Below are 13933 nucleotides of genomic sequence, written 5' to 3' on the forward strand. Positions count from 1 at the left end.
GTGTTAGTATGGCCTCCCTGGTCGTTCGCACGCGTCGGTGGATTCCGCTGCAGGATCTGAGGACATCCGCGCGATTGATGCGGTCGCACCGCCTGCTCTCGCCGCGGCGGCTGATCCGCCGCCACCAGACCTGCGCGCCCGACCGGTCGCCGCGCACCGTACCGCGATCCTGGCCCACCTGCTCTTCCTGGTCACGGCGCTCGGCCTCTTCAGGCTCAGCGTTTTCGGCGGCTGGACGTTTGTCGGCGACTCGGACCGGCTCAACACCGTTCTGAACGTCCGCGCCTTCGAGCTGGCGTCGCTCGCGGCGCGCGGCAGCGTGCCGACCTGGAGCGAGCAGCAGTTCATGGGCGCGAGCATTGTCGGGCTGCACTGGCTGCTGGCCGGCGCGACGCCATTGCCGCGGATCCTGGCCCTGTTGGGAAGCGCCGAGGTGTACCACGCGCTCGCCGTGCTGGCGGCGCTGATGCTGTTCGCCGCGATGTCGGCGGCGTACTGGCTGCTCGGGGCCTACACGACGAGTGTGGTCGGGCGGATCGTCGGCGCGCTGCTCTACGGAACCGGGTCGTACCTTATCCACAAGCTGACCCAGCTCGACCTGTCGTTCTTGGCGATGGTCGCGCCGCCGCTGCTGCTCGGGCTAGTGCGCCGTGGCGATGGCTCGCGTGCGGCCTGGACGTTCCTCGCGATGACGGGGATCTGGTCGTTCCTGGTGCTCTTCACCATCCTGCAAGAGGTCGCCTACGTCGGGCTGCTGTGGGGAACGTACGCTCTCTATCGGAGTGTCCGGCTTCGCACTCGCTGGCCGGTGCTGCTGGGCGGCCTGGCCTTTGTCTGCGGCGTGATCCTCGGCACGCCACGCGTCATCACCATCGCCGCCGAGATCCCGTTCGTCGTCCGGACATCCGAAAACCTCCAGACGACCTCCATCGAGGGGCTGCGCTACTTCGGCGACGGCCTGCTCGGGCGGTCGCAGGGCGAGCAGAACGCGCTGCGCGGCCAGCGGATCAACACCCATGAGGGCGTCCAGTTGCTCAGCTCCGAGGGCGCGGCCGTCGTCGTGCTGGGGTTCGGGCTGCTCGGCGCGACAGTCAGCCGCCGGGCCTGGGCCGTGGCGCTGCTGGTGGTCGTGTCGGTCGGCGTGAACCTGTACTTCCGGCCGTTCTACGAGATGCAGTCGCTCGGGCTGCGGGGGCTGGCGTTCCCCTCGCGCGAGCTACGGACGGTCGTCGTCAACGCCGTGCTGCTCGGCCTGCCGGCCTGGCTGCTCTCGTGGTGGCTCGCGCGCCGCCGCGCAGATACGGCGCAGACGGAGCATCGTCCAGCCGACCGCGTGCCCGGCGACGACGATGTGCCGTTTTTCCTGGGCTTCGCCACGCTCGGCCTTGCCGCCATCCTGATCCCCGAGGCGCGGCTGCTCCTGTACCACGGCTTCATGCGGATGGACTTCCTGCACTCGCGGATCTCCGTCGCCATGACCTTGCCGCTCGCCATCCTCGCAACGATGGCGCTGAACGCGCTGCTGCCCCGGCGGCCGTGCCTCCGCGACACCCGATTACTGACGATTGGCCTCCTGCTTGGCGGCGCGCTCTGGGCGGCTCGCGAGCTGGTGGCGCTCGTCGCGGCGCAGTCGCTCGGCCCGATCCTCACCGGCGCCCGACCCCAGCAACTGGTCACCGAGGAAGTCGTCCGCGTCCTGACCAGCGCCGTCGTGGTGGTGGTCGCGATGGCCGGCGTCGTGGCGGCAGTGCGCGGCGGCCGGCCCGCGCTGCCGCTGCTCGGCGGGCTGCTGGCCGTCTGGATGGGCCTGGAGACGGTCGCCATGACCGATCATCGGCTCAACGGACCGCAGGTCACCCGGCAGCCGCGCCCGTTCGCCGAGCTGAACTATCTGCAGGTGGCTCCGCGTGAGATGCAGCTTCCGAGCGCCGCGCAGCGGGCGACCCTCCAGGCCCGTCTGGAGGTGAGCCAGTACCGGTCGGTGCTGATTCAGGATCGCGAGCAGTTCCTGGCCCTGCCGGAACCGCACCTGTCTGGGTTCTGGGACTTGCGGCTGGTGGAGGGGTACAGCACCGGCGTGCCGCGCCGACTGGCGGCCCTGCCCTGGGAAGAGAGCATGGTGGATGCGCACCATCTCGATCTCTATCAGGCGCACAGCTTCTACGGGCTGCCGTGGCGGCTGCTGGCGGCCCTGAACGTCAAGTACGCGGTGGTGGTTGATCGCTCGCTCTGGTTCAACCCGGCGCCGGGCGGACGCACGCCGCCCCTGGACCCTGCCCGGCTGACCATCGTGGAGAACCCGTTCCCGGTCACGCCGCGCGCCTTCTTCGCGGCGCGGGTCCGCCCGGCCGGCGAGCCGGTCCGCTTCCCCGGCGACACCGGTCGACGCCCAGCCCCGCGCGATCCGCCTGTCACCGATCCAGCTACGCTGACTGTGGTCGAAGGGTGGAACGCCGAGCGGGCGTTCGCCACGGAGGGGACCGTAGATGCCCGCTTCGACGGCGACCGCGTCAGCGTGCGCCTCACGCCGCTGGGCGAGGATCGCTTCCTGGTGCTGAACGAGCTGTACCACCCGGCCTGGCACGCCCGCGTGGACGGACAGCCGGCCCAGGTCTCCGCGGCCAACCTCGTGATGCGCGGCATCCTGGTGCCGGCCGGCGCAACGACCGTCGAGCTCGAGTACGTGCCGTTCCTGAAAACTGCCGCTGCAACGGCGATATATGCGTTCGGGGTGGCGGCCAGCGCGGCGATCTTCGGCGGGTTGCTGCTGGTGGCAGGCCGACCGGGCCGGCGACGCAGCGGTGCCAGCAGGAGCGATGGCGTCAGTCGAAGCAGCGGTTTCGGTCGAAGCGGCGCGGGCGATGCCGTCAGTCGAAGCGGCGCGGACGGTAGTTCAGCGTCGCGGCCGGCAGCGGCACGCCCTGCCCCGTGAGCCACTGGCGGCGGGTCAGCATCGCCGCCCCATGCATCAGGTTCTCGGCCACCTGGACGATGGTTCGCTGGTCGAGACCCTCCAGGAAGCTTCCGCGCGCCCAGGTGTTGAACGCCCCCATGGCCGGGCCGCACCACACCTGGAAATCGACCTTCCGATCCTCCAGCCCCTGCTGCGCCCACTTCGACGAGAGGCCGAGATACCAGCGCAGCACCAGCGCCATCTTGTGATGCTCGTCGCGGGCGGCCCGCTCGAGCTGGCGCGGATCGACCCGGCTGAAGAACTCCTCGGTCGAGCGCCAGATCTCGTCCAGGGTCATCCTGAGCACCGTCGTTTCGAGCTGCTGGCGCTCGCGCTCGGGGATGTCGGCCAGCGTGCCGTAGCGACGGTACAGCTCCAGCAGCCGCTGGCTGCGGGCCGCGAACAGGGTGCCGCGCCGGAGCACCTGCACCTGTGAACCCATCTCGAAGGAGCCGGCGTCGGCGGCCATCGCCACATCGCTGGAGCTGGCCTCGGCCAGCATCTCGCGCACCAGCCCCGACGTACCGGCCTCGACGCAGGCCTGATTCACCGACCCGGTCAGCACGTAGTCGGCCCCGAGCGCGAACGCCGCGGCCACGGCCTCGGGCGTGCCCAGCCCGCCGGCCGCCCCGACGCGGATCGGGCGGTGGTAGCCGAACTGCGCCGCCACGTCGTCGCGCAGGGCGCGGATCGTCGGCAGCAGCGCGCTGAGCACCTGGCGGTCGGTGTGGCCGCCGGAGTCGCCCTCGGCGGTGATGTCGTCAGCCATCGAGATGTGGCGGGCCAGCTCGGCCTCGCGCTCGGAGATGCGGCCTTCGCGCAGCAGTTGCGCGACCAGGGCTGGCGGCGCCGGTTCGAGGAAGCGCCGCGCCACCTCGGCCCGCGAGATCTTCGCGAACATCCGGTTCGGCACGACGATCTCGCCGTCCGGCCGTTGATGCAGGCCCGTCACGCGGTACTGCACCACCGGCGCGGTCAACGTGATGAACGCCGAGGCGTTGACGCAGTGAATGCCGTGCTGCAGGTACAGATCGACGACCTTCTGCGAGCCGAGCAGGTCGTGCACGTCGTGGAGCAGGCTGAAGCCGACCGGCGCATCGGGGCCGACCAGCTCCTTGATGCGGTGGATCGCCTGCTCGACCCGCCCCGGCTCCAGGCCGCCGGCCCCGAAGAACGCCAGCAGCCGGGCCCTGGCCGCCGCCGCCACCATCGCCTCGGACGCGATGCCGTTCGCCATCTCGCCGACGGCGTAGGCGTAGCGGACGCCGTGGGTGCGGGCGAACGCCGGGTGGCCCAGCCGCTCCGGCGGCAGGGCCGGCGCCCAGGCCAGCAGCTCATCCGTGGCATCGCTGGCGCGGCCCCCATCGGACGGCGCGTTGCCGTCGCTGACCAGGCGCAGGCCGGCGGCCCCTCGGAACACCAGGACCGGAGCCCGCACGTCGTCGAGAACCGCCTGAAGCTGCTCTGACGTCTGAGCGGAGGATGCGGGCGGCTGGGCAACAGGAGGCGTCTTGGAGACGGGCAGCGACTCGGGAAGCGCGGGCCGCGGAGGCAGAGCGGCCAGCTTCAACGTCGGCGGCGCGCCGTCCGACGGAGACGAATGCATGGACGATGGCGCGGAGGGACCAATCGCTGGGGGCGCGACCGGCTCGTCGGCCGAGCGGCGCGTGGCCGAGGCGTCCTCAGCCGCCCGCAGCACGTCGGCCAGGGCGATCCGCACCGAGAGCAGCTCGAACGTCAGGCAGATCTGTCCCTGCTCGTCGGCCACCGTCACCGACGACAGGTCGCGCGTCGGGTACTGCTCCTGCAGGCGGACGTGGCTGAACACGCGTGCCGGCAGCGGCCGGTGGACGACCAGCTTGGCGATCCGGTACGGCACCATCGTCCACCGCGGCGACGACCCCTCGGCTGGCAGCTCGGCCAGGATGCGCGGCAGCACGACGCCGTAGGTCGCCTGAAAACAGCCGTCCAGCATGGCAGGGTTGAAGGCATGCCCCGGCAGCGCCGCCTGCGCGCCCTCGCCGAGCCGCACCTCCGCTATCGTCTCGTACTGCGAGACGATCCAGGCTCGCTCGATCACCTGAAACGCCGGCCCGAGCATGATGCCGGACAGTCCGTAGACCTGGTAGACCTCGGCTCGCTCCGCGACACTCGTTGCGCGCGCTTGAATCGCGGCGATGTCGAGCGTCGCCCGCCCGGCTGGCTCGACCGGCGCAGCGATGCCGCTGGCATGCTCGACCCAGCCGCCGTCGACGCCGGCCGGATGGCTCCGCACGCGGACGGTCAGCGTGCCGTCGGGGCGGCGCTCGGCAGACGCGCAGACCTCGGCGCGCTCGTCGGGCTGCAGCGGCAGCGGCCGGAGCAGGCGAATCGACTGGAGCTGCCACGCGCCGCCGCCGTGGGCCGTCGCCGCGCCGATGGCCAGCGACACGAAGCCGGCCCCGGGGAGGATCTGCACGTCGAGAATCCGGTGATGGCGCAGCAGGACGCTCGCGCCGGACAGCTCGGAGCGGCGCTCGGAGAGGTCGGCTGGCGGCGCGACGGTGGCGGTCATCGGTCGCCCTCCGCGCCGCCGCCCGTGCTGGAGCGCACCCGCGCCAGCACCTCAGAGACGGACATCGTCCCCTCGCGCAGGCCACGCAGGGCGTCGCTCACACGGGCATGGTCGATCCGCGACTCGAACAGGATGTTCGGAAGCGGGACGTCGGAGGGCGGCGACGATGCGGCTGGCGCAGCCTCGTGCGCGCGCCCATTCGTGCGCGGCGCAGCCGGTCGGGTCGTGTACGGCGCGCCATCCACTGCTGACGGGTCACCGAGGACGGCATCGACGGCCGCCCAGCTCACGGACGCGCCGCGCACCCAGACCTCGGCCAGTGCCGCCAGGATCGCTTCGCGGTCGTCGCGACCGCGCACGAGGCTTGAGAGCATCAGCGGGCGGTCACCCATCGTCCCGATGGCCTCGACCGTCTCGCGGGTCAGGCCCGTCAGCGTGGCGGCCGGCCCAACTTCGAGGAACACGGTGATCCCAGCCGCCGCCAGGCTCCGGATGCCCTCGGAGAAGCGGACCGGTTGACGCAACTGTCGCAGCCAGTACTCGGGATCGACGATGTCGCCGGTGGCCGGCCGCCCGGTCACGTTCGAGATCAGCGGGATGCGCGGGGCCTGCAGCCTGACGCCCGCGAAGCAGCGCTCGAACGGCGCGAGCACCGGCTCCATCAGCGCCGAGTGAAACGCGTGCGAGACGCCCAGACGGACCGACTGCACGCCGTCCTCGCGCAGGGCGGCAGCGATGGCGTCGAGCTGGGCTGCATCTCCAGACAGGACGACGCTCGACGGGCTGTTGAGGGCCGCCACCGAAACCCGCGAACCGATCCGCACGTGCCGGCGAGCCGTCGCCTCGTCGGCACGTACGGCCAGCATACCGCCGCCCGCCGGCAGCTCCTGCATCAGTCGGGCGCGCTGCGCGATCAGCGGCAGGCCGTCCTCCAGGGAGAAGACGCCGGCCACGCAGGCCGCCGCGTACTCGCCCACGCTGTGCCCGATGACGGCATCTGGCTCGATGCCCCAGGCTCGCCAGAGCTGCGCGAGGGCGTAGTCCAGCGCGAAGGTGAGCGGCTGGGTGTAGACGGTCTGCTCCAGGGGCCGCGGGCGGCCATCGGCCGGGAAGAGCAGCTCCAGCAGCGGCCGGTCGAGATGCGGGCCTAGGATCGCGTCGCAGCGGTCGAGCGTCTGACGGAAGATCGGCTCGGTCTGGTAGAGCCGCTCGGCCATGCGCTGGTACTGCGCGCCCTGGCCCGTGAACGTGAAGGCGATCTTCGGGCGGTTCATGCCAGAAACCACGCCCACCGTCTGAACCGGGGCTGCCAGTTTCTGGGCCAGATCCTCGCGGCTCCGGGCGACGATGGCGGCACGGTGCGGCTGGTCGGAGCGACCGAGCGCGCGGCCCATCTGATCGAGCGACCGGCCGTCAGGCGTCTGGACGGCGGCACGGAGATCCGCCAGCCGCTGCCCGAGCGCCGCCTCGCTCTCGGCGGACAGCGTCAGGAGGACCGGCACCTCGGCCGGCACGGCCTGCGGGGCTGGAGCCTCGAAGATCGGCGGCGCGGCGGCGTGCCCGTTCGCGGATGCGGATGGAGCGGCCGGCGGCGTCGCCATGCTCGTTCCGATTGCTGCCGGTGCGTCAAGGGCCGGGGCGGCCGGGGTTGCCGCGGCAAGCACTGTCGGCGCAGCGCCCGGCGCTGGCCCCTTCCCGAGCGCGTGCCGCAGCACCTGCACGTCGCCGGGGTGCCGGTCGCACAGGAAGGCGGCCAGGTCGGTGATCGTCGGGTAGTCGAGCAGCATGGTCGGCGACAGGGCCACCGGCAGCTGCGACCCGGCGTCGAGCGCGACCTCGCCGGCGATGATCGAGTCGATGCCGAGATCGAGGAACGGCGTCTCAGGGTCGATGTCTGAGGTGGCGACGCCCAGGCGTGGCCCGAGCAGCCCGAGCAGCCAGTCCTCAGCGAACTCGCGCAGGTCGGCGTCGGCTGCCCCGGCCTCTTCTGGCACGGCAGCGGCGACCGGCGCGGGTGGCGCGCCCACCGGAGCGACCGGGACAAACGTGGCAGGCGGCACGTCAGGGACGGACGTGGAAGCCGGAGGCGGTGGTCCTGTCACCTCAGGTGCTGGCGCCGGCGCAGCGTGCGAGGTTGGCGGCGCGGCCATCTGCCGCTCAGGCGTCCCAGTCTGGGACGACGACACCGTCGTCGGGCGGCCGGTGCTCTCGCGCGGCACACCCGTCGCCGGCAGTCCGCGCTGCATCGCCTTCTGCTCGAACTGCCCGATCACCACCTGTGGCAATCCGAGCGCCAGCGCGCGTTCCAGCGCGTGGACACCCACCGTTGACGGGATCGGCACGATCCCACGCGTGCGGGCCGCGTCCTGAATGAAATCGCTGGTACCCATCCCGCCGCTCTCCCAGAGCGACCAGTTGAGCGTCACGTACGGTCGGCCCTGGGTCCGGCGGCTCCAAGCCAGCCCGTCCAGGAAGGCGTTGGCCGTCGAGTAGTCGCTCTGGGCGATGTTCCCGGCGATGGCCGCCACCGAGGAGAACAGCGCCAGGAAGTCGAGCGGCTGGCCCTCAAGCGCCCGCTCCAGGCAGAGCGTCCCCTGGATCTTCGGGCGCAAGACCTCGCGGAAGGTCGCCAGATCCTTGCTGCGGATCAGGCTGTCGCGCACCACTCCGGCCGCGTGGAAGACGCCGTGCAGCGCGCCGAACCGCTCCAGAATCTGGCGCAGGGCGCGGCGCGTCTGCCACGTCTCGGACACGTCCACGTCGAGTATCAGGATCTCGCCGCCCGCCGCCTCGATGCCTTGGATGTCCCGGATCGCCCGGGCCATCGGGTCGTCGATGGACGCGCCGCTCAGGTAGGCGTCCCAGCGGTCACGGCGCGGCGGCACGGTGCGCCCTGACAGCACGAGTCTGGCGCGGTAACGCTCGGCCAGCGACCGCGCGAGCAGCCGCCCGATGCCGCCCAGTCCGCCCGTGATCCAGTAGACGCCGCCCTCGCGCAGGCGGATGCCGTCGGCAGCGGGCGCGGGATCGAGCGCCGCCAGCTCCGGCGCGAGGCGCGTCCCATCGCGGTAGGCGACCGAGCGGTCCTGGCCGCCACCCGCCACCTCGCCGAGCACGGCCGCCGCGACCTGGGCTGGCGGCTCGTCGGACGAGAGGTCGATATGGACCGTCCGAAGCTGCGCGTACTCCTGGCTGATGGAGCGCATCAGGCCGAACAGCGCGGCATGCTCGGGGCGGACGACGCCAGCAGCGGCCGGCTGGCCGTCGGTCGAGCCGACGAACAGCGCCGGCGGCCCGCCGAGCCGTCGCCGGCTGATCGCCCGGATCAGCGCGAATACGCTGTACGGTCCGCGCGCAAGTCGGGACTCGACGGCGTCCGCCTCGCCCAGGATGTCCCGACGCGGCTCGCAGGCCCAGAGGTGGACGAAGGTCGGCTTGAGGCCGCGCTCCTGCAACGTGACGACCAGCCCGTCGTGGTCGCCCGGCGCGAACGGGTTGAGCTGGAAGCGGTCCGCGCCATCCTCCGCGAACTCGGGGCCGGGCGTCACCCGAACGACGCTGCCGCCGGCAGCCGCGAGTGCCTGCGCCACCGCTTCCGAGGCCGCATCCTCGACGAACACGACGTAGCAGCCTGCCGGAACCACGCCGCCAGCCGGCAGCGGGCTGGGTCGCCAGCGGATCTCGTGGAGGACGCCATCCGGCAGGGGCGGGAGGCTCGGCGACTGAGCCGCCGCGCCGTTCGTGCCGTTCCCCAGAGCCACGAAGTCGCCGGTCAGCGCCACGTTGCTGAAACGGCTCAGGACGCGGCCCTCGGCGTCGGTGAGCACCAGATCGACCTGCCCGGTCTGCGCCGAGCCGTTGCGGTGCTCGATTCGCACGGCGTGCGGGCGCGTCGCGGCTGGTGGCTCGACGGTTGCCGTCTCGCCTGGCAGCGAGGAGCCAGCGTGCGCCTTCCCGAGCGCAGCCTGCTGAAGCAGCTCCGGGTTCGTCGCTGGCGGGAGAATGCGCTGCCGCTCGAACGGGTAGGTCGGCAGGGGAACGCGGCCGGCCGGAGTGCCATCGTGCCACGCCTGCCAGTCCAGCTCCAGCCCGGCCTGGAACGCCCCGGCCGCGATCTGGGCCAGGTGACGTAGCGTGGCCTGCCCCGGCTCGACGGGGATGACGACATAGTCATCTTCCGTGAGGCTGCCGGCTGGCTGGATCGGGACCGTCCCCGCGCCATCCGCGACGACGCTGCGCGCGCCGGCCTGGGCCTGCCGCAGGCCGGCCTCGAACGTGCAGGCCCCGGCCACAATCGCCGCCGCGATGCCATCCGTGCCAGCGCCGGTCACCGCCTGCGGCTCCAGTCCCCAGCGCATCCAGAGCCGCGCCAGCGCCACCTGGAACGTCAGCAGCGTCGCGCCCGGCGTCAGCGCCCCCACAAGCGTCTGCGCCTCGTCAAACAGGGCGCTCGCCTGCGGGTACTCGCTGGCCAGCAGCAGGGCCGCCGTCCGCACGGTCTGCGGATCGGCCGCGCCGCCGCCAAAGGCGAAAGCCGGCTGCCGCACCTTGCGCCGACGGCGGCCATCGGAAGCCGCTCCCAGGGATGCGATCAGGTCGGGCGCGCGCCGGAGATCGCGGCGCAGGCCGGCAATCGAGTCGGCAACCAACCCGAGGCGGCGGTCGAAGTGCTCGCGCCCGACGTTCAGCGTGAACGCCACGTCGGCCAGCGCGAGGGCGGGGTTGCCCTCCAGATGCTCATCGAGGCGGCGGGCCATCGCGGCCAGCGCCGTGTCAGACGTGGCAGCCAGCGTGACGACCTCAACATCGCGGGGCTGCCCGCGCACCGGCGAGGCGACCGCCGCCGGCGGCTCCTCGACGACCATATGGGCATTGACACCGCCAAACGAGAACGCGCTGACGGTCGCGCGGCGCGGCCCGTCCGAGTGCCAGGGCTGGAGACGGTCCACCAGGTAGAACGGCGTCTCCGCGAAATGGATGTGCGGGTTGACCTCGTTGAAGTGGAGCGTCGGCGGGAGCTGCCGATGCCGCATCGACAGCAAGACCTTGCAGAGTCCGGCGACGCCCGCCACCGGCTCCAGGTGCCCGATGCTGGTCTTCACCGAGCCGATGCCGCAGAACTGCTTGCGGTCCGTGAACTGCCCGAACGCCTGCGTCAGCGCCGACACCTCGATCGGGTCGCCGAGCGGGGTACCGGTGCCGTGCGCTTCGACGTAGGAGATGGTGCTCGGGTCGATCTCGAAGCGTTCGTAGACTTCCTGGCACAGCTCGCGCTGCGCGCGGGGGCTGGGCGCGGTGATGCCGTTGGTGCGGCCGTCCTGGTTGACGGCGATGCCGCGAATCACGCCGTGGACCGTGTCACGGTCACGCAGGGCGGCGTGCAGCGGCTTCAGGAGGACGGCTGCGACGCCCTCCCCCGGCACGTAGCCGTTGGCGCCGGCGTCGAACGTCTTGCAGTGGCCGTCGGCGGCCAGCATGCCGGCCTTCGAGAAGTAGACCCACTTGCCGTGGTGGAGCGTCAGCGCCACGGCGCCGGCCAGCGCGTAGTCGGTCTCGCCGCGCGCCAGGCTCTCGCAGGCGAGCTGAATCGCCACCAGCGACGACGAACAGGCCGTGTCCAGCGCCAGGCTCGGGCCGCGCAGGTTCAGGTAGTACGAGATGCGATTCGGGATGATCGACGGACTGTTGCCGGTCCCGACGTAGGAGGCCATCTCGCACTGACGGGTGATCATCGAGTGCAGGAACTCGCCGGAGCTGACGCCGACATAGACGCCGGTGCGGCTGCCACGCAGGCTCGCGCCGCCGTACCCGGCCCCCTCGATGGTCTCCCAGGCGATCTCCATGAACAGCCGCTGCTGCGGGTCGATGAACGCGGCCTCGCGCGGCGACAGGTGGAAGAACAGCGGCGAGAAGCTGTAGACGTCGTCCAGGAAGCCGCCCTTGCGGAGGTACGACTTGCCCGGCGCGCGCGGGTCGGGGTCGTAGATAGCATCGATGTCCCAGCGATCCTTCGGCACGTCCGTGATTGCATCGACGCCGTCGCGCATGTTGGCCCAGTAGCGGTCGAGGTCGGATGCGCCCGGGAACCGCCCGGCCATGCCGATGATGGCGATGTCGATGGTCTTGCTCGGGCGCTGGCCCGGCGCGCCGGCCTGCACCGGCTGGGCCGCTGGCGCGTGGCCGTCGTGGCCGTTCGAAGCGGTGGCAGGCAGCGTCGGCTCGTTCGGAAGCTCCGGCAGGCTGGGCAGGCTCGCCGGAGACGCGGCCCGCTCCCGCTGGGCAGCCTGAACGAGGTGGCCGATCTGCTCGGGATACGCCCCCAGCAGATGGTCCGACAGCGCCGTGAGCGTCGGATGGTCGAAGAAGACCTCGGGCGCGAACTGTTCGTGCAGCGCCGTCGCCAAGACTTCGAGCAACGCCATCGCCTGAACCGAGTCCACGCCGAGATCGAGAAAGTTCTCGTGCGGATCGAGGTCGTCCGGCGCGACGCCGAGCAGCCGGGCCAGGTGCTCGCGCATCCAGGCAACCACATCTGATTGGGACACGCGGGCGCTCATGGGCCGGGCGCGGTGGACGCTGGCGTCACCGTTCTGCGATGGCATCACTGATCTCCCCGAGCGGTCAGCAGGCGAGGCAACACGAGTACGATATCGGCGTGGCGACCGATCTCGCGTGCGTATCAGCCCGTAGTCGCGGCGCTAGCGAGCAGCGGGATTCGCGGATGATGACAGGGTGGCGACAACGGCGTTGTCGCCGGGGTCAGCCTCGATGGCCGCGCGATCGACAGGGTAGACCCCACGTTCGCACCGCGCGAAAACCTCGTCGAGCCGCCTGCGAATCTCGTCTGGTGGCGCCATCTTGGTCGCGAGCATCAGCAGCACATTGCGGTAGATGAACCGCATCTGTTCGAGCGTGGGTACGCCCTGCTGATCCTGTTTGATGACGGCACGAAGCTCTTCGCATGCCCGCCAGGCTGGCAGGACCACGTCGTCGTATGCCGCCGAGGATGGGTTCGCGTTCCGGGTCGTGATGACCGTGCGGGTTAGCTCGTTGAGCAGCTCCGGGACGTACTCCGTCATGGCTCGTTGCGCCCCCTGCGCGACGCCGTCAATCCGGCGGAGAAATCCTCAAGATACTCCGTAGGCCTCTGCGTTGCGTCTCGCGAGCTTCGCTCAGGGATCCTGCCGCAATGGTGGCGACGTCTCGGAGCCGCAGGGCCATTGTAGCAGCGGTCCACACGAATCTCATCCGTTGTCGGCGTGTTCAGTTGACAACAGGCCGGCGCTATCATGGCCTTCCGCGTCAGGCTGCAACACGGCCTGAGGAAGGACGGTCGCCAGTGATTCAACGGAGCGCGTCCACACTACGCGCGTTCATCAGCACGGCGGCCGGCCGTGTCGGGCGGGCGTTGCTTGCCGAGAGCAGGTCCGCCCGCCTGCCGACGATCTGGCTGACGGGGGCCTGGGTCTCGCAGGCGATGGCTGTCGCCGCCCGGCTCGACCTGGCGGACCGGCTGGCCGGCAATCCGAGATCGACGGCGGCCCTGGCAGGGGAGATCGGCGCTGACCCGGAGGCGCTGCGTCGGCTGCTGCGGATGCTGGTCGGCCTCGGGCTGTTCTCGGAGGACCGGCAGGGGCGCTTCCGCACGACACGTCTCGGCGCGTGCCTGCGGCGGGACCATCCGCAGTCGGTCCACGGCATCGCCCTGATGATCGGCTCCGAGTGGCACCGGCGCGCCTGGGGAAACCTCGAACACGCTGTCCGAACCGGCGAGTCGGGGTTCCGCCACGCATTCGGCCGCGAGCTGTACGACTACCTGCGAGACCACCCGTCGGACGCTCAGGTCTTCGGCCAGCACATCGAGGCCTACGCCCGGCAGGCGGCGGTCGCCGCCGCCAGCTACGACTTCTCCGACGCGTCGACCGTGGTCGATGTGGGCGGCGGGTACGGGACGGTCCTGACGGCGGTGCTGCGGGCCAATCCGGGGCTGCGCGGCGTCCTGCTCGATCTCCCCGACGTGGTTGAGTCGGCCCGTTCGCACGTCACTGCCTCGGATGTGGCAGCGCGGTGCGAGCTGGTGGGCGGCAGCTTCTTCGCGTCGGCGCCGGCCGGCGCCGACGTCTACCTGCTGTCGTCGGTGATCCACAACTGGGACGACGCCCGCGCCATCGAGATCCTCACGGTGTGCCGGGCGGCGATGTCGGCGAGCAGCCGGCTGGTGCTGGTCGAGTTGACGATGCCGACCGGCAACGATCCTGGCGACGCCAGAATGTTGGATGTGCAGATGATGGTCCTGTTCGAGGGCGGCCACGAGCGCACGTCCGACGAGTACCGCGCGCTGCTGGAGGCGGCCGGCTTGCGCCTGACGCGAGTGCTGCCGACGCCGAACGAGATGTCGCTGATCGAGGCCGTCCGCGCCTGAAAGC

General features: G+C 71.3%; 5 protein-coding genes. 2 read left to right on the top strand and 3 right to left on the bottom strand.

Annotated features, from left to right (window positions below; translation table 11 throughout):
• Positions 1–37: 37 nt before the first annotated feature.
• Positions 38–2932 (top strand): hypothetical protein, encoded by a 2895-nt coding sequence (locus IT306_03475; GenBank protein MCC7367455.1) that lies wholly within the window; start codon positions 38–40, stop codon positions 2930–2932.
• On the opposite strand, the gene IT306_03480 is transcribed toward IT306_03475, so the two are convergent.
• From IT306_03480 to IT306_03490, 3 genes are all read right to left on the bottom strand, one after another.
• Positions 2868–5507: a PfaD family polyunsaturated fatty acid/polyketide biosynthesis protein gene (locus tag IT306_03480; protein ID MCC7367456.1), complete on the bottom strand. Its 2640-nt coding sequence runs from the start codon at positions 5505–5507 to the stop codon at positions 2868–2870. The two genes, IT306_03475 and IT306_03480, sit on opposite strands and share 65 nt — an antisense overlap.
• A complete protein-coding gene (locus IT306_03485; GenBank protein MCC7367457.1) occupies positions 5504–12109 on the bottom strand; it encodes an SDR family NAD(P)-dependent oxidoreductase in 6606 nt (2201 codons plus the stop codon). The genes IT306_03480 and IT306_03485 overlap by 4 nt, the downstream gene beginning before the upstream one ends.
• Before the next feature lie 96 nt (positions 12110–12205).
• A complete protein-coding gene (locus tag IT306_03490) occupies positions 12206–12586 on the bottom strand; it encodes a hypothetical protein (protein MCC7367458.1) in 381 nt (126 codons plus the stop codon).
• A 260-nt stretch (positions 12587–12846) separates the two neighbouring features.
• Here IT306_03490 and IT306_03495 point away from each other — a divergent pair, with 260 nt between their 5' ends.
• Entirely contained in the window at positions 12847–13929 is a 1083-nt protein-coding gene (locus IT306_03495) for a methyltransferase (GenBank protein MCC7367459.1), read from the top strand.
• The last annotated feature ends 4 nt before the right edge of the window (positions 13930–13933 follow it).

The sequence above is a fragment of the Chloroflexota bacterium genome (assembly GCA_020850535.1).
Classification (GTDB): Bacteria; Chloroflexota; UBA6077; order UBA6077; family JACCZL01; genus JADZEM01.